At 75.0% G+C, this 26,843-nt stretch carries 25 protein-coding genes; 12 read left to right on the top strand and 13 right to left on the bottom strand.

Translation table 11 applies throughout. The annotated features are described in order from the left end of the window. Window positions 1-116 precede the first annotated feature (116 nt). The 8 genes from E5225_RS17375 to E5225_RS00885 all read left to right on the top strand — a co-directional run bounded on the left by E5225_RS17375 (window position 117) and on the right by E5225_RS00885 (window position 7,061). Window positions 117-845, top strand: coding sequence for a DUF998 domain-containing protein (locus E5225_RS17375; protein WP_166435892.1), 729 nt, complete (start codon window positions 117-119; stop codon window positions 843-845). After that, on the top strand, window positions 842-1,804 hold the full coding sequence (locus tag E5225_RS00855; RefSeq protein WP_135972296.1) for an LLM class flavin-dependent oxidoreductase: 963 nt from the start codon (window positions 842-844) through the stop codon (window positions 1,802-1,804). Before E5225_RS17375 ends, E5225_RS00855 begins: the two co-directional genes overlap by 4 nt. 28 nt (window positions 1,805-1,832) lie before the next feature. Then, entirely contained in the window at window positions 1,833-2,057 is a 225-nt protein-coding gene (locus tag E5225_RS00860) for a ribbon-helix-helix protein, CopG family (RefSeq protein WP_166435891.1), read from the top strand. Beyond that, window positions 2,054-2,425 (top strand): type II toxin-antitoxin system PemK/MazF family toxin, encoded by a 372-nt coding sequence (locus E5225_RS00865; RefSeq protein WP_243738094.1) that lies wholly within the window; start codon window positions 2,054-2,056, stop codon window positions 2,423-2,425. The genes E5225_RS00860 and E5225_RS00865 overlap by 4 nt, the downstream gene beginning before the upstream one ends. A gap of 226 nt (window positions 2,426-2,651) precedes the next feature. Next, window positions 2,652-4,889, top strand: a complete 2,238-nt coding sequence (locus E5225_RS00870; protein WP_135972294.1) for a glycoside hydrolase domain-containing protein — start codon at window positions 2,652-2,654, stop codon at window positions 4,887-4,889. Window positions 4,890-5,041: 152 nt separating this feature from the next. Then, on the top strand, window positions 5,042-6,358 hold the full coding sequence (locus E5225_RS00875; RefSeq protein ID WP_243738093.1) for a glycosyltransferase: 1,317 nt from the start codon (window positions 5,042-5,044) through the stop codon (window positions 6,356-6,358). A gap of 101 nt (window positions 6,359-6,459) precedes the next feature. After that, the gene (locus E5225_RS00880; protein ID WP_135972293.1) at window positions 6,460-6,693 is read left to right on the top strand and encodes a type II toxin-antitoxin system Phd/YefM family antitoxin; all 234 of its coding nucleotides are present in this window, start codon (window positions 6,460-6,462) and stop codon (window positions 6,691-6,693) included. Next, complete coding sequence (locus tag E5225_RS00885; protein WP_135972292.1) at window positions 6,690-7,061, top strand: type II toxin-antitoxin system VapC family toxin; 372 nt, start codon at window positions 6,690-6,692, stop codon at window positions 7,059-7,061. The genes E5225_RS00880 and E5225_RS00885 overlap by 4 nt, the downstream gene beginning before the upstream one ends. A 40-nt stretch (window positions 7,062-7,101) precedes the next feature. Here E5225_RS00885 and E5225_RS00890 read toward each other — a convergent pair whose 3' ends face one another. Beyond that, on the bottom strand, window positions 7,102-7,347 hold the full coding sequence (locus E5225_RS00890; protein WP_135972291.1) for a hypothetical protein: 246 nt from the start codon (window positions 7,345-7,347) through the stop codon (window positions 7,102-7,104). A gap of 173 nt (window positions 7,348-7,520) precedes the next feature. Here E5225_RS00890 and E5225_RS00895 point away from each other — a divergent pair, with 173 nt between their 5' ends. Beyond that, complete coding sequence (locus tag E5225_RS00895; protein WP_135972290.1) at window positions 7,521-8,765, top strand: sensor histidine kinase; 1,245 nt, start codon at window positions 7,521-7,523, stop codon at window positions 8,763-8,765. Continuing rightward, window positions 8,753-9,412, top strand: coding sequence for a response regulator (locus tag E5225_RS00900; RefSeq protein WP_135972289.1), 660 nt, complete (start codon window positions 8,753-8,755; stop codon window positions 9,410-9,412). The genes E5225_RS00895 and E5225_RS00900 overlap by 13 nt, the downstream gene beginning before the upstream one ends. A 50-nt stretch (window positions 9,413-9,462) precedes the next feature. Here the strand turns inward: E5225_RS00900 and E5225_RS00905 are convergent, their stop codons facing one another. After that, a complete protein-coding gene (locus tag E5225_RS00905) occupies window positions 9,463-10,335 on the bottom strand; it encodes a hypothetical protein (protein ID WP_135972288.1) in 873 nt (290 codons plus the stop codon). Between the two features lie 109 nt (window positions 10,336-10,444). Here E5225_RS00905 and E5225_RS00910 point away from each other — a divergent pair, with 109 nt between their 5' ends. Then, complete coding sequence (locus tag E5225_RS00910; protein WP_208012451.1) at window positions 10,445-11,662, top strand: sensor histidine kinase; 1,218 nt, start codon at window positions 10,445-10,447, stop codon at window positions 11,660-11,662. Beyond that, on the top strand, window positions 11,659-12,264 hold the full coding sequence (locus E5225_RS00915; protein ID WP_135972286.1) for a response regulator transcription factor: 606 nt from the start codon (window positions 11,659-11,661) through the stop codon (window positions 12,262-12,264). Before E5225_RS00910 ends, E5225_RS00915 begins: the two co-directional genes overlap by 4 nt. Before the next feature lie 46 nt (window positions 12,265-12,310). Here E5225_RS00915 and E5225_RS00920 read toward each other — a convergent pair whose 3' ends face one another. From E5225_RS00920 to E5225_RS00970, 11 genes are all read right to left on the bottom strand, one after another. Next, window positions 12,311-13,060 (bottom strand): hypothetical protein, encoded by a 750-nt coding sequence (locus E5225_RS00920; RefSeq protein ID WP_135972285.1) that lies wholly within the window; start codon window positions 13,058-13,060, stop codon window positions 12,311-12,313. A gap of 40 nt (window positions 13,061-13,100) precedes the next feature. Beyond that, window positions 13,101-13,517 (bottom strand): DUF3592 domain-containing protein, encoded by a 417-nt coding sequence (locus E5225_RS00925; protein ID WP_136225256.1) that lies wholly within the window; start codon window positions 13,515-13,517, stop codon window positions 13,101-13,103. 34 nt (window positions 13,518-13,551) lie between these two features. Further along, a complete protein-coding gene (locus tag E5225_RS00930) occupies window positions 13,552-13,950 on the bottom strand; it encodes a universal stress protein (protein ID WP_135972283.1) in 399 nt (132 codons plus the stop codon). Further along, window positions 13,947-15,473: a tripartite tricarboxylate transporter permease gene (locus tag E5225_RS00935; RefSeq protein ID WP_135972282.1), complete on the bottom strand. Its 1,527-nt coding sequence runs from the start codon at window positions 15,471-15,473 to the stop codon at window positions 13,947-13,949. The genes E5225_RS00930 and E5225_RS00935 overlap by 4 nt, the downstream gene beginning before the upstream one ends. Continuing rightward, complete coding sequence (locus E5225_RS00940; protein ID WP_208012450.1) at window positions 15,473-16,033, bottom strand: tripartite tricarboxylate transporter TctB family protein; 561 nt, start codon at window positions 16,031-16,033, stop codon at window positions 15,473-15,475. The genes E5225_RS00935 and E5225_RS00940 overlap by 1 nt, the downstream gene beginning before the upstream one ends. Further along, window positions 16,030-17,124, bottom strand: a complete 1,095-nt coding sequence (locus tag E5225_RS00945) for a Bug family tripartite tricarboxylate transporter substrate binding protein (protein ID WP_135972281.1) — start codon at window positions 17,122-17,124, stop codon at window positions 16,030-16,032. Before E5225_RS00945 ends, E5225_RS00940 begins: the two co-directional genes overlap by 4 nt. Before the next feature lie 218 nt (window positions 17,125-17,342). Continuing rightward, entirely contained in the window at window positions 17,343-21,473 is a 4,131-nt protein-coding gene (locus tag E5225_RS00950; RefSeq protein WP_166435890.1) for an RICIN domain-containing protein, read from the bottom strand. A 147-nt stretch (window positions 21,474-21,620) separates the two neighbouring features. Continuing rightward, window positions 21,621-23,378, bottom strand: coding sequence for a glycoside hydrolase family 35 protein (locus E5225_RS00955; protein ID WP_135972279.1), 1,758 nt, complete (start codon window positions 23,376-23,378; stop codon window positions 21,621-21,623). 99 nt (window positions 23,379-23,477) lie between these two features. Continuing rightward, the gene (locus E5225_RS00960; protein ID WP_135972278.1) at window positions 23,478-24,812 is read right to left on the bottom strand and encodes an ABC transporter substrate-binding protein; all 1,335 of its coding nucleotides are present in this window, start codon (window positions 24,810-24,812) and stop codon (window positions 23,478-23,480) included. Between the two features lie 80 nt (window positions 24,813-24,892). Beyond that, window positions 24,893-25,831, bottom strand: coding sequence for a carbohydrate ABC transporter permease (locus tag E5225_RS00965; protein WP_135972277.1), 939 nt, complete (start codon window positions 25,829-25,831; stop codon window positions 24,893-24,895). 3 nt (window positions 25,832-25,834) lie between these two features. Next, window positions 25,835-26,761, bottom strand: coding sequence for a carbohydrate ABC transporter permease (locus tag E5225_RS00970; RefSeq protein ID WP_424945117.1), 927 nt, complete (start codon window positions 26,759-26,761; stop codon window positions 25,835-25,837). Window positions 26,762-26,843 lie beyond the last annotated feature (82 nt).

Here is a 26,843-nt window from a genome sequence, read left to right on the forward strand (position 1 = left end):
TCGCCCGGCGCTGCACGCATCGTGCTCGTCCGGCGCGGTCGACGCCAGCGGCGCCACGCCCGCGCGTCCGGGCCGGTGGGCTGCCGGACCATCGGTCCGTCGCGCAGCATGGACGCGTGACGGACGACGCGCGCCCGCGCCGGCGGGACGTCCGGCGGCACCTCGTCGGCGGGCTGCTGCTGCTCGCCACGGTGCAGGTGCTGGTCGTCGAGGCGGTCGTGGCGTCCGCGTGGGACGTCGTCCCGTACAGCCGCGCGGACCACTACGTGAGCGACCTGGGCCTGGCCGAGTGCGCGGAGCTGACCGGCCGGACGGTGTGCTCGCCGCTGCACGCGCTCATGAACACGGGCTTCGTCGTGCACGCCGTGCTGGTGGTCGCGGCAGCCGTGCTGCTGCGGGACCTGGTGCCCGGGCGCGCGCGCCCGTGGGTCGTCGCGGCGGTGCTGGTGCACGCGGTGGGCGTCGCGTGGGTGGGGCTGGTGCCGGGGTCGCTCGCCGAGCCGGTCGGGGGCCTGCCGCGGTACGTCGTGCACAACGTCGGCTCGGTGATGGCGGTCGTGGGCGGCAACGTGGGTGCGCTCGTCGCCGGGGCGGCGCTGCTGCGCCGGCACCGTGCCTGGGCGGTGACGTCGCTGCTGCTGGGCGGGATCGGGGCGGTCGCGACGGTGCTCGACGTGGTGGGCGTCGACCCGGGCCTCGGCGTCGGCGGCAGCCAGCGGGCGACGATGTACCCGATCGTCGTGTGGCTGGTCCTCACCGGTGCCGCGGTCGTGGTGTCGGCGTCGCGCGACCGGCGCGGCGGGGTGCCGGCGCGGGGCGGCGGTGCTGGTAGGCATGGGGCATGACCCGGATGCAGGCGATCGGCGTGATGCTCCCGCGCGACCTCGACCCCGGCCGCGTGACGTCGTTCGCGCGCCGTGCGGACGACCTCGGCTTCGACGAGCTGTGGGTCGTCGAGGACCTCGGCTTCCGTGGCGGGATCGCCCAGGCGGCGGCCGTGCTCGCGAGCACCGCACGCGTCCGCGTGGGCGTCGGCATCCTGCCCGCGGCGGTGCGCAACGTCGCGTTCGCCGCGATGGAGGTCGCGACGCTCGTCCAGCTCTTCCCGGGGCGGGTGGACGTCGGCATCGGGCACGGGATGCCGGACTGGATGCGGCAGGTGGGCGCGTGGCCGGCGCGGCCGCTGACGCTGCTCGAGGAGTACGTCGTCACCCTGCGCGCCCTGCTGCGCGGCGAGGCCGTGACCAGCCCGGAGGGCTCACCGCTCGCGCTGACCGACGTCGCGCTCGACCCGTCCTGCGTGCCCGCGACCGTCCCGGACCTGCTCGCCGGCGTGCGCGGCCCGCGGTCGCTGGCCGCCGCGGGACGCGTCGCCGACGGCACGGTCCTCGCCGAGCCGGTGACCCCCGAGTACGCGCGCGCCGCGCTCGCGCAGGTCGCGCCGGCCGGGCCGCACCGGGTCGCGGCGTACAACGTGGCGGCGGTCGACGACGACGCCGAGGCCGCCCTCGACGCCGCCCGTCCCGCGCTCGCGTGGATCGGCGAGCCCGACTGGGACGTGCACATCGCCCCCCTGCCGTTCGCCGACGCGTTCCGCGAGCTGCGCGCGTCCTGCGCGACGCGGGCGGAGTTCGTGGAGCGTCTGCCGGCGGAGTGGGTCGCCCGGCTCGCGCTCGCGGGGACCCCGGACGAGGTCCGCGCGCGCCTGGCGTCCCTCGCCGAGGCGGGCGTGACGAGCGCGGTCCTGCTGCCGGCGGGTCCCGACCCGGTCGAGGCCCTGACCTCGCTCGCGCGCGTGCTGTGAGCGGTATACCGGCGGTATACTCGTAGGCGTGACCGCCACGACGATCAAGCTGGACTCGGACCTCCGCGACCGCCTCAACGCGGCCGCGCGCGAGCGCGGTGTCACGACGGGGTCCTTCGTCGAGGCGCTGTTCGAGGGCTGGCTCAGGGAGCAGCGGTTCGCCGCGCTGCGCGAGGAGATGGCGCGCACACCCCCGGACGCCGCGTACGCCGCGGACGCGGACGCCTGGGACGTGACCCTGGCCGACCGGTGACGGCGCCGGCGCCGCTCCCCGGGTCCCCGCGGGACGTGGTGTGGCGCGGCACGGTGGCCTGGGCCGACCTCACGCCCGGACGCGGGCGCGAGCAGGACGGTCACCGGCCGGTGCTCGTCGTGAGCTCCCGTCAGTACCTCGAGACGGTGACGACCGTGCTGGTGGTCCTGCCCGTGACGTCGACGGACCGCGGCTGGTCGAACCACGTCCCGCTCCGCGGCGCCACGGGGCTGGGGCGTCCGTCCTGGGCGATGACCGAGCAGCCGCGGACCATCGCGCGCGAGCGCCTGTCCCGCGTCGTGGGGGTGGTCGACGACGCGACGCTGCGCGACGTGGACGGCTGGCTGCGCGACCTGCTGGGCCTCTGAGCCGCCCCCAGCCCTGCCGGGCGGTCGGGGCCGCACCGGTCGTGACCTTGCCGCAACACCGCCGACACACCCGGCTCGTACCGTCACCGGGTCGCGGGGACCGACCCCGTGGCCCGGCGATCGGCCGGTCAAGAACCGTTCACCGTCGGGTCATGGACAGCGCGGCCGCGAGGCGTCACGCTGTGCCGACCGTGCGCGGGCCGGTGCGAGGACGTGGGAGGTGCCGGTGTTCGAGCACGTCGACCCGTTCATCGGCACCGAGCAGACGTCCCTGCCGCCCGCGTCCGGCCTCGCCGCCACGTGGTGGTGGCCCAAGCCGCAGGTCGGGAACACCCACCCGGGCGCCACGTACCCGCTCGGCATGGTCTCGGCGTGCGCCTACTCCGGCGCGTACCCGACCGGCTACGGCCGCTACGACCTGTCGACCGAGGGCCAGCCGCCCGTGCTGCACGACCGGCAGGTCGCCAGCGGGTTCACCCACTTCCAGCAGTCCGGCACCGGCGCGATCCGCAAGTACTACAACTACTTCCGCGTCACGCCGATGCTGGGACCGCTGGACGACCTCGGCCAGACCTGGGACGTCGTGGACGAGGAGGCGTCGCCGGGGTACTACGCCGCGACGCTCTCGTCCGGCATCCGCTGCGAGGTCACCGTCGGGCCCAAGTCGGCCGTGCACCGGTACACGTTCCCCGCACACCACGACGCCCGCCTGGTCATCGACTTCTCCCTCGGCGGGCTCGACATCCCGTACGGCCGCACGGTCCCGCTGCGCGCGCACCTCGGGTCCGTGGCCCCCGGGGTCGCCGAGGGGGAGATCGTCGTCGAGGGCGCCCCGCTCGCGGTGCGGGTCGAGTGCGACGCCCCGCTCTGGCGGCAGATGCTCTGGTACGACCGGCGGCTCATGCCCGGCGGCACGCGCCTCGACTTCGACCGCATCCGGCCCACCACGCTGCGCCCGTTCGGCCTCATGTGGGCCGGCCCGACCGAGCCGGGGCAGGTCGTGGAGCTGCGGTTCGGGTTCTCCCTGCGCGGGGTCGACCAGGCCCGGGAGACCCTCGCACGCGAGTGCGGCGACGGACCGCGGGCGTTCGACCTGCGTCGCGACCGCACCGAGGCCGTGTGGCGCGAGCACCTCGACAAGGTCGCGGTCGACACCCCGTCGTCCGACCGGCGCACCGTGCTGGCGACCGCGCTGTACCACTCGCTCGTCAAGCCCTGCCTGGCACCCGACGAGAGCCCCTTCTGGCCGACGCCGGGCCCGTTCGCGTTCGACCTGTCGACGATGTGGGACATCTACCGCACGCAGCTGCCGCTGCTGACGGCGCTCGTCCCCGACCGCGCGGTCGAGCTCGCGAACGCCCTCCTGCAGATCGCCGAGGAGGAGGGCAACCTCCCGATCGGGTACCGCATGGCGCGCGGCGCCGACCGGTTCTCGCGGCAGGGCTCCGCCCTCGCGCACACGTTCCTCGCCGACCTGTGCTCCATCGGCCTCCCCGGCGTCGACTGGGACTGGGCGCTCGTGCACATGCACGACGACCTGCGCCGCACGTACGGCGAGGAGTTCCTGCTGCGCGGGCGCGCCCACCCCATCAGCCACACGCTCGACCTGGCGTTCGGGTACTGGTGCAGCGCCATCGTCGCGGCCCGCGTCGGGGACCTCGCGCTCGTCCAGCAGTTCCGCCCCCTCGCCGCCCGGTGGGTCAACGCGTTCGGGCCGGACGGCCTGCTCGTCGACTCGACGTACTACGAGGGCGGCCGGTGGAACTACTCGTTCCGGCTGATGCACGACATGGCGGCGCGCATCGCGCTCGCGGGCGGCGACGACGCGTTCGTCGCCCTGCTCGACCGCTTCTTCGGGTACGGCGCCGAGCCCGTCGTGCAGCCGGGCCTGCGTCCCGACGCCGACGAGCTGCTCGCCGGCTACGGGCTGGACCGGTTCGAGGGCCTCAACAACGAGCCCGACATGGAGGCCCCGTGGGCCTACATGTACGCGGGCCGCCCGGACCGCACGGCGGAGGTGGTGCACGCGATCGTGCAGCACCAGTTCGGCACCGGCCGCGGTGGCCTTCCCGGCAACGACGACTCCGGGGGCTTGTCGTCGTGGTACGTGTGGGCCACGCTGGGGCTCTTCCCTGTCGCGGGGCAGAACCTGTTCCTCGTCAACGCGCCCGCGTGGCGCGAGGCGCGCATCGACGTGGGCGGCCGGCCGCTCACCGTGGAGACGACCGGCTTCGTCGAGCCCGAGCCCGGCGGACCGGCCCAGTACGTGCAGTCCGTCCACCTCGACGGCGAGCCGCTCGACCGCCCCTACCTGACGGGCGGCGAGCTGCACGGCGGGGGCCGGCTGCTCATCGGCCTCGGCCCGGAGCCGTCCGGGTGGGGCACCGTGCACCGCCCACCGAGCGCCCCGGCACCGCAGCCGCCCGCCGGCGTCCCACCGTCCGTCCGGCTCGACCGCACCTGACGACGCACCGCCCGCGCCGGCACACCCCGCCGGACCGGTCCGCACCCCGCGTGCCCCACGACGTCGCACCCGACGGCGCGGCCCGCAGCACCTGCCCGACCCCCGTTCCCCACCCGAGCCCGAACCCGCTCCCGGACCGAGAGGACGACGCCGTGACCCCCTCCGCCGCCGCCCCGCACGTGCGCCGCGCCCGCCGCCTCGTCATCGTCGTCCGCGCCGACCCGGTCATCTGCGGCCACTCGGGCGAGGCGCGCAACCTCGCCGAGGCCGCGCTCGACCGCGGTTTCGACGAGGTCCGCATCGTCACGTGGCCGATCGAGCGACTGCAGGCCGCGGGGCTGCCGCTCAAGCCGCTCGACGGCGTCCTGCCGTACCGCGACGGCGTGGTCGTGGAGCGGCCCGAGCCCGTCGGCGACTACAAGGTGCCCGACGGCCGCTACCTGGCCGGGCTCACGGGCCGCCTCGTCGAGCTCTTCACCGACGGCGTGCCCACCGTGGCGCTGTCGCTGTACCTGTCGCCCCACGCCACGGCCGTGGCCGATGCGGTCTCGATCGCCCGGCGCACGGGCCTGCCCGTCGACGTCGTCACGGTCGCGGAGGCCGTCGGCTCGGACGTCACGAACGTCGTGCGCGCGTGCGTCCAGGAGGACAAGTTCGGCGCCGCCGCGCACGTGCTCGCGCAGTACCTGTCGCACGACGTCTGCCTCGCGGTGTCCACGTACACGCGGGACCTCATCGTGACCGAGGCGGCGGCGATCGACGCCAAGCACGGCACCCGGTTCGCGGAGCAGTGCGCCGCGCGGGTGCAGGTCTCGTACCCGGCGATCGACGTGGGCGCGTACCTGGCGCGCACCGAGGCGGGGACGGACGCCGTGCTCGCCCGGCGCGGGCTCGAGCGGGACGGGTACGTGCTGTTCCTGTCCCGGCTCGCGCACGCCAAGGGCGTCGACGACCTCATCGAGGGCTTCGTGCGCTCGGGGGCGCCCGCCGCCGGTCAGCGCCTCGTCATCGCGGGCAACGGTCCGCAGGCCGACGAGCTGCGGGCGCTCGCCGCCGCGACGCCCGTCGCCGACCGCATCACGTTCCTCGACGACGTGTCCGACGACGAGAAGTCCCACCTCATGGCCGGGTGCACGGCGTTCGTGCTGCCCAGCAAGCCGCGGCCGGAGTTCGTGGAGACGTTCGGCATCGCGCTCGCGGAGAAGATGCTGTCCGGCGGCGGCCCGGTCATCACCACGGACACGGGCGGCATCGGCGAGGCCGTCGGCGACACGGCGGTCATCGTGCCGGTCTCGGACCCCGACGCGATCGCGTCCGCGCTCGACGACGTCCTCGCCACCGACCCGGTCGACCGGGCCGCGTGGGCCGAGCGGTCGCGCGCGTACGCGCTGCAGTTCGACCGCGCGGTCGTGCTCGACAAGATCCTCGATCGCGTGGCGGCGCTGGAGGCGGCGCCGGCCCTGGCCTGAGGTCGGTCGACGCGTGTGGGGCGACCGCTCGCGCGCGTCGTGGGGCGCCGCGAACGTCGACGAGACTTGACCAAATCTGGTCAGAGTCCAACACTGGCGGCATGGAACCCGTGAGCATCTACGACGCGAAGACGCACCTGTCCCGCATCGTGACGCGGGCGGAGGCGGGCGAGGAGACGGTGATCACCCGGCACGGGCGTCCGGTGGCGAAGGTCGTGCCGATGCCGGCGCGCCCCTCGGTGCGCACCCCCGGCGTGCTGGCGGGGCGCATCAGGGTCGCGGACGACTTCGACGCGTTCACCGACGAGGATGCCCGCGACTGGTACGGCGCGTGAAGGTCCTGCTGGACACGCACGTGCTGCTGTGGTGGCTCGCGGACGACCCCCGGCTCAGCGCCCGCCATCGGGACGTCGTCGCCGACGGTCGCAACGACGTCTACTACTCGGCGGTCAGCATCGCCGAGATGGCCATCAAGACCTCGCTCGGCAAGCTGGAGGCTCCCGCGGGTGTCCCCGCAGCCCTCGAGGCGCAGGGGATGACGCCGCTGCCGTTCACGGCCGCCCACGCCGAACGACTGCGGGACCTGCCGTGGCACCACCGCGACCCGTTCGACCGCATGCTCGTGGCGCAGGGGCAGGTCGAGGGGCTGATGGTCGCCACCGTCGACGCGCGGATCCGCGCCTACGACGTGCCGACCCTCTGAGCCGCCCGGACGTACCGCAGGACCGTGCCGCGGGCGGCCGTCAGGGGTGCGTGCGCCGGTGCTCGACCACGAGGGCGGCACCGAGGCCGAGGACGACGACCCCGAGCGGGACGCTCACGGCGACCAGCCCCGCCATGGAGCTGACCACGCTGCCGACGACCGCGGCGAGCAGCAGCAGCCACAGCCCGAGCCGCAGCAGCGGGTCCCGGCCGGTCTCCGTGGGCGTGTGCGCGGCGGGCGCCGTGCCGGCGGCGACCGTGTCGGTGCGGGTGTGCCGGTCGGTCATCGGGGGGCTCCTCGGTGCGTCGGGACGATGGTCTCGACGCTACGGAGCGGGGGTGTGCCGGCACGATCCAGCACGCTCCCGAGCCGGGGTACAGCAGGCTGTACTTCCTGCTCAGCGGCCGTCCCCGCGCCGCCGCGGTGGCCTAGGGTCGCCGTCGACGAGGAGGTGGTGCCATGCCGTCCGAGCCCGTGGCCGCCCGGGCCCGCCGCCGCGCGGCGCGCACCCTGGACGCGCTGGAGCACGTGGTCGGCGGCCTGGGCACCGGCGTGCTCGCCCTCATGGTGCTGCTCGCGCTCGTGCTCACCGCCCTGCTGTGCGTCGTCGGCGTGGGTCTGCTGCTGGCACCCGGTGCGCTGCGCGCGGTCCGGGCCGTCGCCGACCGGGAGCGCACGCGGCTGTCGCACACGGGGGCCACCGTCGTCAGCCCCGGTCCGCTGCCCGACGGCCTGCGCGCCCAGCTCGCCGACCCCGACCTGCGCCGCGAGCTCCTCTGGACCGTCGAGCACGCCACCGTCGGCGTCGTCCTGGGGCTCGTCGCGGTGACGCTGCCGTTCTCCGCGGTGCGGGACGTGACGGTGCCGCTGTGGTGGCGGGCCTTCCCCGACGAGGTCGCGTCGACCGACCTGATGTCCGTGCCGGTCACGTCGTGGCCCGACGCGTTCGTCGTGTTCCTCATGGGGGTCGGCTGGTTCCTGCTCGCGGTGCTGGTGCTGCCGCCGCTGGCGCGCCTGCAGGCGTGGCCAGGCCGCGTGCTGCTCGCGCCGCCGCCGGGCACGGACCTGGCGCTGCGCGTCGCGCAGCTCACCGCGACCCGCGCCGGCGCGCTGGACGCGCACGTGGCCGAGCTGCGGCGCATCGAGCGGTCCCTGCACGACGGCACCCAGAACCGCCTGGTCGCGGTGACGGTCCTGCTCGGTGCCGCCCGGCGCGCCGTCGTGCGCGACCCGGCCGACGCCGAGGCGCTGCTCGAGCGCGCGCAGTCCGCCGCCGAGGAGGCGCTCGCGGAGCTGCGGGCCGTGGCGCGCAGCATCCTGCCGCCCGTGCTGACCGACCGCAGCCTCGCCGACGCGCTCACCGGGCTCGCGTCGTCCAGCCTCGTGCCGTGCGCGCTGCGCGTCGACCTGCCCGTGCGGTGCGCGGCGTCGGTCGAGGCGACGGCGTACTTCACCGTCGCGGAGGCGCTGACCAACGCCGCGCGGCACAGCGGTGCGGGCGCCGTGAACGTCGACGTCGCGATGGCCGGGGACCGGCTGCGGGTCGTCGTCACCGACGACGGCGAGGGTGGTGCCGACGAGGCGGCCGGCTCCGGGCTCGCGGGCATCCGCCGGCGCACCGAGGCCCACGACGGGTCGCTGCAGCTCACGAGCCCGCGCGGCGGGCCGACCACCCTGGAGGTGACCCTGCCGTGCGGATCGTGATCGGTGAGGACGACGCGCTGCTGCGCGAGGGCCTGGCGCTGCTGCTGCGGGCCGAGGGCCTGGACGTCGTCGCGACGGCGCCCGACGCCGAGGGCCTGCTCGCGGCGGTCGAGCGGCACGAGCCGGACGTCGCGATCGTCGACGTGCGGATGCCGCCCACGCACACGGACGAGGGCATCCGCGCCGCGGTCGAGGCGCGCCGGCGCCGGCCGGGCCTCGCGGTGCTCGTCCTCTCGGCGTACGTCGAGCAGGCGTTCGCGACCGACCTGATGGTGCACGGCGGCGCCCGCCTCGGGTACCTGCTCAAGGAGCGCGTCGGGCGGGTGGAGGAGTTCCTCGACGCGCTGCACCGGGTGGCGGCGGGCGGCACGGCGATCGACCCCGACGTGGTCGCCCAGCTGCTGACCCGGACGCGGTCCGACCCCCGTCTCGACCGGCTCAGCCCGCGGGAGCGGGAGGTCCTCGAGGTCATGGCCGAGGGACTGGGCAACACCGCGATCGCGTCCCGCCTGTTCATCACCGAGGGCGCGGTGCACAAGCACATCCGCAGCATCTTCGCGAAGCTGGACCTGCCGCCCGACGACGAGGCGGACCGCCGCGTCACCGCCGTCCTGCGCTACCTCGAGGACGCCCAGCGGCGGGGGTGACCGCGGACGCACGCACGCGGCCCGGCCCGGCGACGCGTCAGGTGAGAGCGTCACAGGGCCAGCAGGACCGTCACGCCCAGGACGAGGTCGATCACGGCGCACGCCTCGGCGAACCAGCGCCACGTGACGCGCCCGGCCCGGTACAGGGCCGCGTCCCAGCCGACGTGCAGGAGCCACCCGGCGGCGACGACGGGCCCGGCCACCGCCGCCGGCGCGGTCGCCGCCACGGCGGCGAGCCCGAGGTAGAGGACGAAGCCGGCGACGTGGGCGGCGAGCAGCCGGTCGCCCCGGAACTCGCGCCGCACCGCACCGATGACGAGGTACTCGCCGCCGAGCACGACGAGCGTCCACGCGGGCAGGATGCCGGGGCGCAGCCACGAGTCGAACGTCAGGCCGAGGGCCAGGAGCGTCGGCCAGCGGTGCGCGACGGCCTCGACCCCCCGGCCCCACGCCGTGGGCGCCGGGGCGTGGACGTGCCCGCCCGTGTACCGGTCCCGGCGCAGGAGCATCACGGCCGCCATCGCGGGCAGCATGAGGACGTGCCCGACGACGAGGGCGTCGGCCGCGGACACCAGTCCCGCCCAGTACGGCGCCAGGCCGGCCGCGAACGGCAGGACCATCGCGGCCGACATCTCGCCGACCGCCCGCGGGCCGTGCCCGCGGTGCACCATCCACACGGCCATGCCGAGGGTCATGGTCGTCGCCATGACGAGCGCCGCGGCCTCCGGGCCGGCCGCGGCCAGGTCCCACCCGACCGCGGCGGCCAGGCCTGTCGCGACGGGGGCGAGCAGGAGCATCCCGAGGAGCATGGCCAGGACCATGCCGCCGAGATGGAGGGCGAACGTCACGGCGGGCCCCCGGGGCGGGCGTGCCGTGGTCGTCGCGGTGCGGTGGTGCCCGGGTTCGTGCGTCGTGGTGATCATGGGCCCACGCTGCGGCCGGTGCGCGCCCGCGGGACCGGTGGCGTGCGCACACGATCCGGGGCGGACCGCACGGGTCCGCCGTGCGGCGAGCGCGCCTAGCATCACGCGTGTGAGCACCCTCGCCGCGTCGCCGTGGGTGGCCGCCCCGCGCGACCGCCGGCTGGGCCGCGCGCGGGCGCTCGTGCTCGTGTGGCTCGCGACGACGGTGTGCACGAGCCTCGTGCTGCCGGGGATCGGCCTGCTCGAGGAGCCCCGCCCGCTGTGGGTCGCGCTCGGCTCGGTCGGCATCGCGGCGTTCGCGGTGGCGTCGGCCGGGGCGGTGCACGGTGCCGTGACGCCGTGGACGCCCGCCCGCACGCGCCGGGCGTGGGCGGTGGCGCTCGTGTCGGTGTCGGTGGCGTCGCTCGTGCTCGTCGCGCCCGTCGCGGCCGGGCGGTGGGCCACGTGGTCGTGGGTCGGCGCGGGGATCGTCGGCATCGCGCCGCTGCTCGTGACGTGGCGGTGGGTCGTCGTCGTGGCGTCGGCCTGCAGCGCGGTCAGCGTGGTCGTGGCCGGGGTCGTCGGCGGGTCGCCCGTGCAGGCGCTCGTCGTGACGGGCGGCGTCGGCCTGTCCGTCGCCGCCGTCAACTGGGCGCCGGTGTGGATGTGGGCGCTGCTGGTCGACGCCGACGCCGGCCGCGACGCCCGCGCGCGCCTGGCCGCGGGCGAGGAGCGGCTGCGGTTCGCGCGCGACGTGCACGACCTGCTCGGGCACAGCCTCACCGTCATCGCGCTCAAGGCCGAGCTCGTCGCGCGCCTGCCCGTCGGCGACCCCGGGGTCCGCGCCGAGGCGGAGCAGATCCAGCGCCTGGCCACGACCGCGCTCACGGAGGTCCGCCAGGCCGTGCACGCCTACCGGTCGGTCGACCTGCGCGAGGAGGTCGCGTCCGTGCGGCAGGTGCTGGACTCCGCGGGCGTGCGGTGCACGGTCGTCGGCGACGCCGCGGCCGTCCCGGCGGAGGCCGCCGCGCGGCTCGCGCCGGTCCTGCGCGAGGCCGTGACGAACGTGCTGCGGCACAGCCGGGCGACGTGGTGCCGGGTCGAGGTCGGTGCGGACGTCGGAGCCGACGCAGGTGCGGGCGGCACCGCGACGCTCACCGTCCGCAACGACGGCGTCGACCCCCGGTCGGCCGACGCGCACGGCTCGGGGATCGAGGGTGCGGCCGGCCGCCTGGCGGACGTGGGCGGGCGGCTGCGCGTCGAGCGGCTGGGGGACGAGTTCGTGCTGCGGGCGAGCGTGCCGGTGCGCGGTGGCGCGCCGGCGGCGCCCGGAGGTGGCGCTCCGTGATCCGCGTCCTGCTCGCCGACGACGAGGGGCTCATCCGCTCGGCCGTGGCGGCCCTGCTCGCGCTGGAGGGCGACCTCGACGTCGTCGCGCAGGCGGTCGACGGACCGGCCGCCGTCGCCGCGGCGATCGCGCACCGCCCCGACGTCGCCCTCGTCGACCTCGAGATGCCCGGGCTCGACGGCGTGCAGGTCGCCGCGGAGATCACCCGTGCCGTACCCGCGTGCCGCGTCGTCGTCCTGACCGGCCGTGGGCGGCCCGCCCACCTGCGGCGCGCGCTCGAGGCGGGCGCGCGGGGGTTCGTCACGAAGGGGGCGTCGGGTGCGACGCTCGCCGGCGTGCTGCGCACCGTCCACGCCGGCGAGCGGTACGTCGACCCGGGGCTGGCGGCCGACGCCCTCAGCGCGCCGACCTGCCCGCTCAGCCCGCGCGAGCTCGAGGTGCTGCGCCTGGCGTCGTTCGACCTGCCGCCCGCGGTCATCGCCCAGCGCGCGCACCTGGCGCCGGGCACGGTGCGCAACTACCTGCTCGCGGCGCAGGCGAAGCTCGACGCGTCCACCCGTGCCGAGGCGGTGCGGACCGCCGAGCGGTTCGGCTGGCTGTAGCGAGTCGCCGCGCGCCGGCGGGCGCGGCCCCGCACGGTCGCCGTCCTCAGGCGCCGGCGGCGCGTCGGGCGCGGGCCCGCACGACCCACCAGATGACGCCGCCGAGGACCAGGCCCGTGCCGAACGACCCGAGCAGGATCACGCCGAAGACGCCCGCGATCGACGCGAGGAGCTCCCCGACGAACGGCGCGGCGTCCTGGTCGGGGGCGATCAGCACGCGCGCGCCGTCGACGTCGGCCGGCGGTACCGCCACCTGGTACGTGCCGGACTCGGGCGCGGTGAACGCCGCGACGGACGTGATCGACCACGCGCCGACGGCGAAGCTGCTGTCGACGGCCGGGTCGCCGTCGGCGGCGAGCACCGCGCCGGAGGGCGCCTGGAGCAGCACGTCCTCGGTGAGGGCCGGGTCGGCCGGGCCGGAGCCGTCGCGCCAGGCGAGGTGCACCGCGTACCGCTGCCCGGCTTCCAGCTCGGCCGTCGTCATGCCCGGGGCGTCCGCGTCCGCGACCACGTCGGGCCCCGGTGCGCCGGACGACGTCAGCACGTCGGTGCTGAGCACGCCGACGAACGCGCGCACCGTCAGCAGGCCGACCGCGAGCGTCGCGACGAGCACCAGCACACCGAGGGACGTCGTCACGACGGGACCGGTGAGCGAGGTGCGGCGCACGGGCGCCGGCTGCGGGGTGCCCGGCTGGTGGATCGCCGGCTGGTGGATCCCCGGCTGCGGGCTGCGGGGCTGTGGTGCGCCGGGCGGCGGTGTGCCGGGCGGGGGTGCGGGCGTCGGCGCGGCGGTCACCCTCGCACGCTAGCGGGCGCCGCGGCCGGGCGGGCCGCCCTCAGCGGAGCAGCTGCAGGAAGGCCGCCGCCACCAGCAGCACGCCCGCGACGACGCCCGACGCCACCGCGTGCCGCGCGCCCGGCACGCGTGCGTCGCCGGGCACCGCCTCGAGCGTCATCCACGCCGGGTCCTGCGGGTCGTAGCGGACGTCCACCGGCTGGGCGACGAGGTACCGGGCGGACGGGCGCGGGGTGCGGGGCGTGGTCTCCAGCCGCTCCGAGCCGACGTGGTAGCGCACCGTCGGCACGGCCTGCCCGCCCACGTCCGTGACGGCGACGACCTCCCCGGAGGCGGTCCGCGCCCGGGCGAGCCGCCGGCGCGCGTCCGCCGATCCGCGCACCGACACCAGGACCGGCGCGACCAGGGCGACCGCCGCGACGACGAGCACCACCTGCACCACGAGCACGAGGGACATGACAGCCATCGTCGGGCATCCGCGCGCCGCGGGCTCAGCGACCGTCCGGTGCCTTCACCGCGAGCACGGGGCAGCGCGCGTCGAGCAGGAGGCGCTGCGCCGTCGAGCCCATGATCAGCTTGCCGACCGGCGACCGGTGCCGGATGCCGATCACCAGCAGCGACGCGTCGACCTCCGCGGCGATCGCGAGCAGCGCCTCGGTGACGTCCTTGACGACCGGCTGGCGCACCTCCGCCTCGACGCCGAGCTGCGCGAGGTGGGTGCGGACCGCGGTGACGTCGGACGCGCGGGCGAACCGGTCGTCGACGGTGGACGTGCCGGTCGTCGCGTTGACGACGAGCAGCCCCTCGCCGTGCACGCGCGCCTCCTGCGCGCCCCGCACGAGCGCGGCGTGCCCCCGGGCGTCGGCCGTCCAGCCCACGACGACGGTCATGACCTCACCTCTTCCTCGAGCGCGTCGATGTCGTCCTCCAGCCGCTCGGGCCCTTGCCGCCCGGGGACGAGCCGCAGCACGAGCGGCCCCAGCAGCAGCACCGCGATCACCACGTAGACGATCACCGCGACGGGCTCGCTCCACAGCGCCGCGACGTCGCCGCGCGACAGCTGCAGCGCCTGGCCGAGCTGCTCCTCGAGCCGCGGCCCGAGGATGACGCCGACGATCAGCGGCAGCACCGGCAGCCCGAACCGGCGCATCGCGAACCCGAGCGCGCCGAACAGCCCGAGCAGCGCGACGTCGAACCACTGGAAGTTCACGCTGTACGCGCCGAGCACGGCGAAGAACAGGATGCCCGCGTACAGGTACGGCCGGGGGATGCGCAGCAGCCGCGCCCACAGCGGCGCCATGGGCAGGTTGATGACGAGCAGCAGCGTGTTCGCGACGAACAGGCTGGCCAGCAGCGTCCACACGAGCTCGGGCTCCGCCTCGAACAGCTGCGGCCCGGGCTGCAGGCCGTACCCCTGCATGGCGGCGAGGATGACGGCCGCGGTGGCCGTGGTCGGCAGCCCGATCGCGAGCAGGGGGACGAGCGTGCCGGCGGCCGACGCGTTGTTCGCCGCCTCGGGCCCGGCGACGCCCTCGATGGCGCCGTGACCGAACTCGGCCTTGTGCTTCCCGGCCAGCCGCCGCTCGGTGATGTACGACAGGAACGTCGGCATCTCGGCGCCGCCCGCGGGCAGCGCGCCGAACGGGAAGCCGAACGCGGTGCCGCGCAGCCACGGCTTCCACGAGCGGCCCCAGTCCGCGCGGTCCATCCACGGCCGCCCCACGGGGATGATCTCCAGCGGCCGCCGGCGCAGGTGCGCGGCCACCCACAGCGCCTCGCCGACCGCGAAGATCGCGACCGCGACGACGACGATGTCGATGCCGTCGGCGAGCAGGGGGTTGTCGAACGTCAGGCGCGCCTGGCCGGTCGCGGTGCCGACGAGCCCGATCGTCAGCCCGAGCGCGAGCGAGATGAACCCCCGCAGCTTCGAGCTGCCCAGCACGGACGTGACGGCCACGAGCGCGAGCACCATGAGGGCGAAGTACGACGGCGCCCCGAGCACGACGACCCACTCGGCGACCGTCGGCGCGAGCGCGACCAGCAGCACCGTGCCGATGGTCCCGGCGACGAACGACCCGATCGCGGCGGTCGCGAGCGCCTGCGCCGCGCGCCCCGTCTTCGCCATCTTGTTGCCCTCGAGCGCCGTGACCACCGACGACGACTCGCCCGGCGTGTTCAGCAGGATCGACGTCGTCGACCCGCCGTACATGCCGCCGTAGTAGATGCCGGCGAACATGATGAGCGCGGCGCTCGGCGACACGTTGTACGTGACGGGCAGCAGCAGCGCGACCGTCATCGCGGGGCCGATGCCGGGCAGCACGCCCACCGCCGTGCCGAGCAGCACGCCGACCACCGCGTACAGCAGGTTCTCGGGGGTGAGGGCCAGCTCGAAGCCGGTCAGCAGCGCGTCCATCAGAGGATCCCGTCGAGGACGCCGGCCGGGATCGGGATGCCCAGCCCGACGTAGAAGCCGTACCAGGACGCGACCGACAGCACCGCGCCGATCAGCAGGTTGCGCACCCAGTGCCGGTTGCCGAGCACCGTCGCGGCGCCCGCGAACAGCAGCGCCCCGACCACCGCCCAGCCCAGCCAGTCGATCAGCGCGACGGTCGCGGCGAAGACGCCCGCGAGCCCGGCGAGCGTCCGCCAGTCGGTGCCCCGGTCGAGGTCGACGTCCTCGCCCGGCTCGCCCTCGGCGCGGTCGCCGCGCGCGGTCGCGACGGCCAGCAGCACCGCCAGCAGGACGAGCCCGGAGCCGATGACGTAGCCGAACGCGCCGGGCCGCACGGCCTGGTCGGCGAACCCCGGGCCGAGGCCCGCCGAGTCGACGACCGTCCAGACGCCGATCACCGCGAGCACGGCCGCGAGGGCGTACTGCGCGCGGTCGACGGGTGGGTGCTCGACCGCGGGGTGGTCCGACGTCGGCTGCCCGGGCGCGGGCCGGCCGCCCGGCACGGCGTCCGCGGCGCTCACAGCAGCCCCAGGTCGGTCAGCGTGCTCGCCACGCGCTCGTCCTGCTCCACGAGGAACTCCTCGAACTCGTCGCCCGTCACGAACGCGTCCACCCAGCCGTTGGTCTCCAGCGCCTCCTGCCACGCGTCGGTCGCGTGCATCTGCTCGAGCAGGGCGATGTGCTGGTCGCGGACCGCGTCGCTGATGCCCGGGGGTGCCAGCACGCCGCGCCAGTTGGTGAAGACCAGGTCGATGCCGGACTCCTGCAGCGTGGGTGCGTCGACGCCGTCGAGCCGCTCCTCGCCGGACACGGCGAGCACGCGCAGCGACCCCTCGGCGATCTGCCCCTCGAACTCCGCCAGGCCCGACGTGCCGACGTCGATCTTGCTGCCGAGCAGCGCCGTGGTCAGCGGGCCGCCGCCGTCGTAGACGATGTAGTTGACCTGCGTCGGGTCGACGCCGACCGCGTCCGCGAGCTGCATGGGGAACAGGTGGTCGGGCCCGCCGGGGCTCGACCCGCCGCCGACCCGCACGCTGCCGGGGTCGGCCGTCCAGGCGTCGACGAGGTCCTGGACCGTCCGGAACGGCGAGTCCGCCGGCACGAGCAGCCCCTCCTGCTCCTCGATGAGCTGCGCGATCGGCGTCGCGCCGCTCACCCGCGCGTCCGACCCGTTCGTGTACGTCGCGCCGACGACGCCGAGGCCCATCGTCATGAGCAGGTCCTCGGCGCCCTCCTCGTTGACGAGCCGCTGCATCGCGACCGTCCCGCTCGCGCCGGTGACGTTGCTGACCTCGAACCGCCCGGTGAGGTCCGCGGTCTCCATGACGCGCGTCGCGGCCCGCCCGGTCTGGTCGTACCCGCCGCCGGGGGAGTTGGGGATCATCATGCGCAGCCGCCGGTTCTCGCCGCCGTCGTCGCCGCGCGTGACCCCGCACCCGGTGAGGGCGAGGACGGCGACGAGCACGCTGACGAGGACACCGCGGGTGCGCCGTCGTCGACCCGAGGGCGACCGGTGCAGCGTCGTGGACCCCGGGTGACCGGAACGCTGCACGAGGTGGTCGTCCTCCGCCCGGCCGCCGGTGCCGTGCGTGCGTCGACGCGTGATCGCCATGCCGAACACCTCCTCGTGTCCTGCGTCGATCCTGGCCCTCCGGGACCCGGCGCGCGAGTGCGCCCGTCGTCGCGCGAGTGCACCGGTCGTTGCGGGTGCGCTCGCGCGCGGACGGGTGCCCTCGTCGCGGGGGGGGAGGTGCGGGAGGGACGGGTGGACGCGACGCGGCCCCGGGGAGGGTGCTCCCCGGGGCCGCGTCGGTGGTGCTGTGCCGTACGTCAGGCGGTGGTGCCGCCCTGGCGTCGGCGGACGACGACCACGGCCGCGCCCGCGGCCACGAGGCCGAGGGCGAGCGCGAGCAGGGCCCACGGCTCGGCGCCGGTGGTGGCCAGGCCGCCGCCGGTGCCGTCGACGACCCGGAGGGTCGCCGTGCCGGTGGCACCCGTGGCGCGGTCGACGACCACGACGGTGTGCGTGCCCAGCGTCGTGCCGCGCGGGATCGTCACCCGGGTGGTGACGGTGCCCGCCGCGTCGGCCGTCCGGGTGGCCAGGTGCACCGGCGTCGAGTGGAGCTCGATGCCGGCCTCGCCGGCCGCCGTCAGGCCGCGTGCCGTCACGGTGACGGTGCCGCCGCGGCGGACCTCGTCGGCCGAGAGCGTCACGGTCGGGCGGGCGACCTGGCCCGGCTGACCGGGCTGACCGGGCTGACCGGGCTGGCCCGGACCCGGCTGACCGGGCTGTCCCGGCTGACCCGGACCGGGCTGACCCGGCTGACCCGGCTCGCCCGGCGGACCCGGGTCGACGGCCGCGACGACCGTCGCCGGCGCCGACGCCACCCCGGCGGAGGCCGTGAAGCCCTCCGCCGCCGCGGTGACCGTCACGGTCACCGCACCGCCGACGTGCGCGGCGGTCGGCGTGAACGACGCCTGGTCGGTGCCCTCGACGGGCTCCCCGTCGACGGCCCACGCGTACGTGAGCGCGGCGTAGGCCGGGTCGACGTCGGCGACCGCGATGAGCGCGGTGCCGGCCGTGGCGGACCCGTCGGCCGTCAGGCCGCTGAGGGTGACGCCGCGGACGACTGCCCGCCGCTGCACGGTCACGGTCGTCTCGGTGGTCGTCGTCCCGTCCGGGGACGTGACGCGCACGGTGGCGACGCCGCCGTTCCCCTCCGACGGCTGCGTCACCTCCACCAGCGCGGCCGCGTCGACCGGCACGGCGACGACGGTCGGGAACGCCGACCCGTCGACGTCCACGCGGTACGACGTGACGTCCGGCGCGAAGCCGGGGACGTCGACGCCGTTGGTGCGCAGCGCGGCGAGGTCCGCCACGGACGACGCCGCCGGGGCGAGCGCGCCGATCTCGACCTCGGACACGATCATGTGCACGCCCGGGTTGGGCGTGAGCACGAAGCGCAGCCCGGTCGCCGCGACGCCGTCGAGGTCGAGGGTCACCACGGGAGCCGTCCCGTCGGCGGGGACGACGACGGTCGTCGGCGTGCCCCACCCGGGCACCGGCTGCCACGTGCCGGCCTCGTCCTGGTACTCGACGACCATCTCGCGGGCCCAGCTGCGGTGGCTGCCGTCCGCGAAGAAGTACACGGACGCGTCCGCGAGCTCGGTCGCGGGGAACGAGTACGTCAGGGTGTCACCGGTGCGGGCCGTGCCGACCCAGTTGGACCACGCCTTGTCGGTGCGGTCGCGGTTGCGGGTGTTCTCCATGGAGTACCCGGGCTCGGTGAACGTGGCCTGCACCGTCGTCGTCGGCAGCGGCGCGATGTTGGCCGACGACCGCGCGGTGACGACGACGTTGAGCGTCGCGGCGACCGGCTCCGCGCCGGCCTCGTTCGACTCGGCCGTGCCCGGCACGGTCACGACGCCCTCGTCCACGAACGACGCGTCCGTGACACCCGACCAGTCCCACGTGACGGGCGTGTCGAACGTCGCGGTGGACGCCCCGACGCGCGCCGGCACGACGGCCGGGGCCGCGGCCTGCACCTGCGCGAGGCCCGCACCGACGTACGTCGTCACCGACACCGGGTCGGTGACGGTGAAGCCGCCGACGTCGACGGTCCCGATCACGAGCAGCGACGCGCCGTACACGTCGGTCGCCGTGCCGGTGACCGTCACCTGGCCGGTCCGCGCCCACGCGGACGCGGGCACCTCGTCCCAGACCACGGTCGCGGCCGGGCCGGTGCCCCACCGGTACGTCGGGACGACGGTCGCCGGCAGCACCGGCGCGACGCCCACGGTCGTGCTCACGGTCACCGGGGTGACCCCGGTCGCCGCGACGTCGCGCGGGGTCCAGCGCTGGTTCGCGCCGCCGTTGGAGCCGTAGACCCCGACGCCGGCGTTCTCGGCGGTCGACTGGCCGCCGACCTCGAGCGCCTGCCCGATGCCCTCGTTGACGAACGCGAACGTCCGCCCCTCGGTGGACGAGACGATCCAGCGGGTCGCCGGGTCACCGGCGGCCGCCTCGACGGTCGTCGACCGCAGGTCGGTGCCCGCCGTCGTCGCGCCGAGCACGCGCCCGTCGGACGCCGCGAGCACGAACCGCCGGGTGCCGTCGAGCCGGCCCGCGGGGACCTCGTGCGCGGTCCACAGCTGCGGGGCGACGGCCTCGGGCGTCGTGCCCGCGGTGGTGATGGTGGTGGCCGTGGCCGCCCCCGTCGCCGCCGTGAGCGCCTTGCCGCTCTGCACGCCGGTGAGCTGGTACGTGTGACCGTCGGCGATGGCCGCCGCGTCCTCGGCCACGCCGCTGACGCCGTCGAGCTCGATCGAGGTGACCGAGCGCGCCGGCAGCGTGAGCGTGACGGTCTTCGCGGCCGCGTCGACCGCGACCGCGTCGCCCTCGACGAGCGCGTTCTGCGACGGGGCGTCCGCCGGCGACTCGGTGGTCACGTACGGCGTCGCGGAGGCGCCCTCGGCGATGGTGCCGAAGTGGCGCAGGTCGACCGTCAGCGTGACCGGCTCGGCCGACGCGTTGGTGTGCACGAGCGCCGTGGAGGCGCCGTCGGCCTTGAGGGCCGCCGTCGTCGTGGTCGAGTCGGTCGCGATCACGCGGTCGCCCGGGCGGACGAAGTGCGTGAAGTTGCGCGTCGTGTCGTACTTCGTGTTCGTCTCGACGTGGCACGCCTCGACCTCGGAGAAGTCGCCCCCGGCGGCCTCGACGCGGCGCTCGGACGCGAACACCGCGTCCTCGCCCGTGCCGTACCAACGGCAGTCGAGGTCGATGAAGACGCCGCCCCAGTTCGAGTTCTCGCCCTGCGGCTCCATGTTCCACAGGTCCTCGACCGGCTGCCAGAACACCCACGCGTCCGACTCCAGCTCGCGCAGGTCGTCGTGGATGCGCCCGGCGAGGCCGAGCCCGTTGACGATGCTGGCGGGGTTCCAGCCGCTGACCCAGCTGCCCTCGACCTCGCTCATCCACAGCGGCTTGTCGGCCACCTTGGCGAGGTCACGGACCGTCTGGCGGCCGCCCGTGCCGTACGTGTGCACGTTGAGCTGGTCGACGTTCGCGCGCGTCTGCGCGTCGTACGCGTTCCAGTTCGTGACGAACGTGCCCGGGTTGGTCTCGTCCATCGCCGAGACGACCGCGTCGGTCGTCGTCGACGGGTCGCCCAGGTGCCCGGCGAGCGCGTCGATGAGGTCGGCCTGCCGCGCGGGGCCGACGTGCATGCCCTCCTGGCGGCCGCCGACCGGGACGCCGTCGCGCAGCGTCGTGCCCCAGTAGTTGGTGTTCGGCTCGTTGAGCGGGTCGATGGTGTCGACCGTGATGCCGTGCGCGTCCTCGAGCTCCTCGCTCACGCGCACCAGGTAGGCGGCGAAGTCGTCGATCGAGTCCGGCCGCAGCTGCTCCGCGCTGGCGTTGAGGCCGCCGGACACGTAGCCGCTCTCGGTCATGAACCACGGCGCCGAGTTGGCGAACGTCTCCCAGTGCGTGATCTGGTCGTCGGCCGTGAGCTGGTCGACCCACCACCGCTGCGTCGCGTCGGCGTCGAGGTCGTAGAAGCGGTCGTCGGCCGGGTCGAACGCCTCGCGGACCGCGGCGGCGTTCGCGTGGTCGGTCGGGGCGCCGTACAGCTCGCCCGTCTCGTCGGGCTGCCACCAGCCCTCGACGGCGCCGCCCGCGCGCAGGTAGTCCTCGACGTCGGACGCGTGCCCGCCGCCGATGTTGTACCGGGCGATGTTGAGGTCGAGGCCCTCGGCGCCGAACAGCTTGTCGTACAGGTCCTGGCGGACGTCGGCCGGGTAGTCGCCGGTCGCGTTGGCGAACCAGACGAGGCTCGTGCCCCAGCCCTGGAACTCCTCGCCGGCGTACCAGGGGTTGGGCGTGACGGTCACCGCGGCGGCCGCCGCGGCGGGTGCGGTCACGGCCGGGGCTGCGATGAGCCCGGCCGTCAGCGCGAGCACGGCGGCTCCCGCTGTGGAACGACGTGACGTCGTCGTCATCGGTCCTCTTCTCTGAGGTGGGTCCTGCATGGGTCGTGCGGGTCGTGCGGGTCGTGCGGGTCGTGCGGGTGGTGCGGGGCGTGCGGCCCTCGTGGGGCCGCACGCGGGTCAGGACTCGGTGTGGCCGAGGTCGGGGGCGTCGACGAGCTCGAGCGCGCCGGCGCCGCCGAGCAGCTCGAGGACGACGACGCGGTCGCCGCGCCCGCGCACGGCGGGCGAGGGCACGTAGAGGGTGGTCTGCGGACCCTTCGACCAGTACCGGCCGAGCGAGGTCCCGTTGACCCAGACGACGCCCTTGCCCCAGCCGCGCGTCGAGACGAACAGGTCCGCGACGGGCAGGTCGGTCTCCCAGACGCTGAACGACGGGCCGGGGACGGGGCCGCTCGACACGGCGGCGTCGGCCGCGAGCGCCGGCGACGCCGCGAGCGCGTCGACGTCGACGGGCAGCACCCGCCAGCCGGTCAGCGGGCGTCCCCCGAGGGTCGCGGGGCCGATGAGCCCCTTCGCCTCACCGATCCGCGGGCCGTAGTTGACGCGGCCCTGGTCCTCGACGAGGACGTCGAGGCGGCCGCTGCCGGCGGGCAGCGTGAGCGACGTCGCCCGCTCGGACCGGTCGATCACGCCGACGGCGCGCCCGTCGAGGAACACCTGCGCGCGGTCGTGGACCTCGCCGAACGCGAGCACCGCGGGCGCGTCCAGGTCGACCGTCGTGCGGTAGAGCACGAACCCGCTCGCCGCGGCGACCTGTTCGTGCGTCGGGACGTCGTGGGCGTCGACCCAGCCGTCGAGGCCGGCGACGGCGGACCACAGGTCGACCGTGCGGCGGCCGTCGGCGAGCGTGGCGGCCGGCGCGGGGCGACGGTCCGGGGCGGTCTCGGCCGGCAGGTCGGTGTACCGGCCCAGCACCGCGCGGAAGGCGTCGTACTTGGCGGTGCGCGTGCCGTCCTCCGCGAGCGGGGCGTCGTAGTCGTACGACGTGACGGTCGGCTGGTAGACGCCCTTGTCGTTGGCGCCGGACGTGAACCCGGCGTTGGTGCCGCCGTGGAACATGTAGACGTTCACGGAGCCGCCGGCCGCGAGCAGCGCGTCGAGGTCGCCCGCCGACGCCGCCGGGTCGGTCGTGTGGTGGTGCGCGCCCCAGTGGTCGAACCAGCCGCACCAGAACTCCATGCACATGAGCGGGCCGGTGGGCTGGTGGCGCCGCAGCGTCTCGAGGCGCTCGGCGGTCCGCGAGCCGAACGTCGCGGTGCGGTGCAGCTCCGGCAGGCCGCCGCGCTCGAGCATCTCGTCGTCTGCCTGGTCGCAGGTCAGCAGGGGGACGTCGATGCCCTGGGCGCGGTTGATCGCGACGAGCGCGCGCAGGTAGTCCTTGTCGTCGCCGTACGCGCCGTACTCGTTCTCCACCTGCACGGCGATCACGGGGCCGCCGCGCGTCACCTGGCGCTCGGCGACGATCGGCAGCACGTGCTCGAGGTACTGCTGCACGGCCGTCATGTACGTCGGCTCGTTGCGGCGCACGCCCACGCCGGGCATGCGGAACAGCCACGCGGGGAACCCGCCGTTGTCCCACTCGGCGCAGATGTACGGGCCGGGGCGCACGATCGCGTGCATGCCCTCCGCCGCCACCAGGTCGAGGAACCGCCCCAGGTCCCGCGGGCCGCTCGTGTCGAAGACGTCGGGCGTCGGCGCGTGCACGTTCCACGCCACGTACGTCTCGATGGTGTTCAGGCCCATGAGGCGCGCCGAGCGGATGCGGTCGGCCCACAGGTCCGGGTGCACGCGGAAGTAGTGCAGCGCGCCGGAGAGCACCTGGTGCGGGCGGCCGTCGAGCAGGAAGTCCTGCTCGCCGATCTCGAACGTGGGCATGGGGAGGGCTCCTGGGGTCGGGAGGCGGCGGACGGCGGGGGCGGCAGCGCGGTGCGCGGCCGCCCCCGTCGTCAGGGCGTGCTCAGGTGGCGCTGCAGGTCACTCGACCGTGAAGCCCTGGTCGTTGCCGTACGTGGTCAGCTGCTCCTGCCACGCCGACAGGCCCTCGGTCAGCGTGGTGTCGGAGACGTACGCCTGGCCGACCGTGTCGTTGAAGACGCTGTTGCCGTAGACCTGGAACGGCAGGTACTGCCAGCCCTCGGAGACGTCCGCCGCGGCCTGCGACAGCACCTCGTTGATCTTCTGGCCGCCGAAGTACTCCGACTCCTCGCCCAGGTACTCCTCGGACTCGAGGTCCGCGACCGTGGCGGGGAAGCCGCCGCCCTCGAGGCGCAGCGCGACGCCGTCACCGGCGGACGCGAACTCGAGGAAGTCGTACGCGAGCGCCTTGTTCTCGGACGCCTCGGTCACGGACATCGCCGAGCCGCCGTTCTCGGCGGTCACGGACTCGCCCTCGGTCCACTGCGGCATGGGCGCGACGCGCCACTTGCCGGCACCCTCGGGCACACCGGACTCGAAGTTGCCGGGCATCCACGCGCCGGTCACGAGCGTCGCGATCGTGCCGTTGCCGAGGCCCTGGTACCACTCGTCGCTCCACGCGCTGATCGGCGCGACGAGGTCCTCGCCCACCAGCTGCTGCCACATCGTGGCGTACTTCTGCGAGCCCTCGTCGGCGAGGTCGATCGTCACGTCCGTGCCGTCGACCTGGAACGGGCGGCCGCCGGCCTGCCACATCAGCGACGTGGCCAGGCCCGCGTCGCCGGTGTCGGCCGTGATGTACGCGTTCGGGTCGGCGGCGTGCAGGGCCTGCGCCGCGGCGACGTACTCGTCCCACGTCGTCGGCACCTCGATGCCGTGCTGCGCGAAGACCTCCTCGTTGTAGAAGAGGGCCATCGGGCCGGAGTCGAGCGGGAGGCCGTAGATGCCCTCGCCCTGCTGCACCGCGCTCCACGGGCCGGGCGTGTAGGTGCCCTCGAGCTCACCGGCGCCGAGGTCGGTCAGGTCGGCGAGCGACTCGCCGATCGCGAACTGCGGGAGCGCGTAGTACTCGATCTGCGCGAGGTCCGGCACGCCGGAGCCGGCGCCGATCGCGTTCTGCAGGGCCGTGTACTGGTCGTTGCCCGTGCCGGCGTTGACGAGCTCGATCGTCACGTCCGGGTTGGCCTCCATGTACGCCTCGGCGATGGGCTCCACGGTCGGGTCCCAGGCCCAGACGAGCAGCTCGCCGCCCTCCTCGGCGGCGGCCGACGGGTCGGCGTCGCTGCCGCCGCCACCGCCGCTGCAGGCGGTGAGCGTCAGCGCGAGCGCGCCGGCGAGGGCGGCACCGCGGACGGCGGTGCGGTGCGCCGCGGTGCGGCGGGGGGTTCGGGTCATGGGGGAGATGTCCTCTCACGTCGTCGTACGGGAACGGGGTGCGGATGACTGCGGGCGCGCGACTTCCGTCGGCTGCGCCGTCACTCCTTGACGGAGCCGGCGGCGAGGCCGGACTGCCAGTAGCGCTGCAGGAAGAGGAAGGCGACGACCAGCGGCACGATCGTCAGGACGGACCCGGTGATGACGAGGTTGAAGATCGCCTCGCCGCCCGCGGTGGCGGCCTGCGCGTTCCACGCGTTGAGGCCGAGCGTCAGCGGGTACCAGTCGGGGTCCTTGAGCATGATCAGCGGCAGGAAGTAGTTGTTCCACGTCGCGACCATCGTGAAGAGCAGCACGGTGACGATGCCGGGGGCGAGCAGCGGCAGGCAGACCTGCGCGAACGTGCGGGCCTCGCTGGCGCCGTCGATGCGCGCGGCCTCCATCAGCTCCGTGGGGATCGCCTCCGCGGCGAACGTCCACATGAGGTAGAGGCCGAACGGCGAGATCAGCGACGGGATGATGACCGACCACGGCGTGTTGGTCAGGCCCATCTGGCTGAACATGAGGAACGTCGGCACGGCCAGCGCGGTGCCGGGCACGGCCACGGCGCCGATGACGACCGCGAAGACGCCGCGCTTGCCGGGGAACTGGAACTTCGCCAGCCCGTACCCGCCGAGCACCGCGAGCAGCGTCGCACCGCCGGCGCCGAGCACCACGTACAGCACGGTGTTGAGGAACCAGCGGACGAAGATGCCGTCGTCGTACGTGAGCGTGTCGCCGATGTTGGTGAGCAGCGCGAACGAGCTGCCGAACCACAGGCCGAACGACGAGAACAGGTCGCCCTGCGTCTTGGTCGCGTTGATGACGAGCCACGCGAGCGGGACGAGCGAGTACAGCAGGACGAGCGAGGTGAGGACCGTCAGCAGGACGCTGCGGCGCGGGCGCGTGCCGCCCGGGCGGCGGCCGCGGGTGCTGCGCAGACGCGGCGCCGGGGAGCGGCGGGGCGCCGTCGCGGACGGGGTGGGGGTCGCGGTGGTCATCGCTCACGCCTCCTTGCGCATGCCGCGCAGCTGGACGACGTAGGCGATCACCATCGTGAGGACGCCCATGATGAGGGCGACCGTGGCCGAGTAGTTGTACTGCTGGCCGGAGAAGCTCAGCGAGAACGCGTACAGGTTCGGCGTGAAGTACGTGGTGATGGCGTTGGGCGCCAGCGACTGCAGGATGCTCGGCTCGTTGAACAGCTGGAAGCTGCCGATGATCGAGAAGATGCCCGCGATGACGAGCGCGCCGCGGATCGCGGGCAGCTTGATCGCGGTGATGACCCGCCACTGGCCGGCGCCGTCGATCTGGGCCGCCTCGTACAGCGAGGTGGGGACCGTGCGCAGCGCGGAGTAGAAGATCAGCATGTTGTAGCCGACGAACTCCCAGGTCACGATGTTGCCGATCGCGGCAAGGACGAGGTCGGGCGACAACGGGTTGGGCAGCGTCGTGCCGAGGGCGTCGTTGATGTTGCCGACGAGGCCGAACCGCGTGCCGTACATGAAGCCCCACATGAGGGTGGCGACGACGGCGGGCACGGCGTACGGCAGGAAGATCGAGATGCGGAAGAAGTCGCGACCGTAGAGGCGTCCGCTGTCGAGCGCGAGCGCCACGAGCAGCGCGATGCCGAGCATCACCGGCACCTGCACGGCGAGGAACACGGTGACCCGGCCGAGCGCCGACCAGAACTGCGGGTCCTCGAGCGCGCGCTGGTAGTTCTCGAGGCCCACGAACGTCGTGCCGCCGACGAGTTGCGTGCGGAAGAGGCTGATCCACAGCGAGTAGGCGATCGGTGCGAGGAACACGAGCGCGAACACGGCCATGAACGGCCCGACGAAGCCCCACCCGGTCCACGACACGCGCGTACGGCGGTGGGGCAGCGCGAGGGCCGCGGGCGGGGCCGCGGCGGGCACGGCGGTCTGGGTCACGGGACACTCCTTCGTGGCGCCGAATGTTGACGTCACCATTGGCGGCAACCGGCACGCTTTCATCGGGGGTGCGGGGTGTCAA

Source organism: Cellulomonas shaoxiangyii, from assembly GCF_004798685.1.
Classification (GTDB): Bacteria; Actinomycetota; Actinomycetes; order Actinomycetales; family Cellulomonadaceae; genus Cellulomonas; species Cellulomonas shaoxiangyii.

Excerpts from the sequence above, each read along its gene's own strand:
- E5225_RS00960 (WP_135972278.1), bottom strand. The coding sequence starts at position 24,812 with ATGACCCGAACCCCCCGCCGCACCGCGGCGCACCGCACCGCCGTCCGC.
- E5225_RS00895 (WP_135972290.1), top strand. The coding sequence starts at position 7,521 with ATGCCGTCCGAGCCCGTGGCCGCCCGGGCCCGCCGCCGCGCGGCGCGC.
- E5225_RS00925 (WP_136225256.1), bottom strand. The coding sequence starts at position 13,517 with ATGTCCCTCGTGCTCGTGGTGCAGGTGGTGCTCGTCGTCGCGGCGGTC.
- E5225_RS00905 (WP_135972288.1), bottom strand. The coding sequence starts at position 10,335 with ATGATCACCACGACGCACGAACCCGGGCACCACCGCACCGCGACGACC.
- E5225_RS00955 (WP_135972279.1), bottom strand. The coding sequence starts at position 23,378 with ATGCCCACGTTCGAGATCGGCGAGCAGGACTTCCTGCTCGACGGCCGC.
- E5225_RS00855 (WP_135972296.1), top strand. The coding sequence starts at position 842 with ATGACCCGGATGCAGGCGATCGGCGTGATGCTCCCGCGCGACCTCGAC.
- E5225_RS00930 (WP_135972283.1), bottom strand. The coding sequence starts at position 13,950 with ATGACCGTCGTCGTGGGCTGGACGGCCGACGCCCGGGGGCACGCCGCG.
- E5225_RS00945 (WP_135972281.1), bottom strand. The coding sequence starts at position 17,124 with ATGGCGATCACGCGTCGACGCACGCACGGCACCGGCGGCCGGGCGGAG.
- E5225_RS00935 (WP_135972282.1), bottom strand. The coding sequence starts at position 15,473 with ATGGACGCGCTGCTGACCGGCTTCGAGCTGGCCCTCACCCCCGAGAAC.
- E5225_RS00880 (WP_135972293.1), top strand. The coding sequence starts at position 6,460 with ATGGAACCCGTGAGCATCTACGACGCGAAGACGCACCTGTCCCGCATC.
- E5225_RS00965 (WP_135972277.1), bottom strand. The coding sequence starts at position 25,831 with ATGACCACCGCGACCCCCACCCCGTCCGCGACGGCGCCCCGCCGCTCC.
- E5225_RS00890 (WP_135972291.1), bottom strand. The coding sequence starts at position 7,347 with ATGACCGACCGGCACACCCGCACCGACACGGTCGCCGCCGGCACGGCG.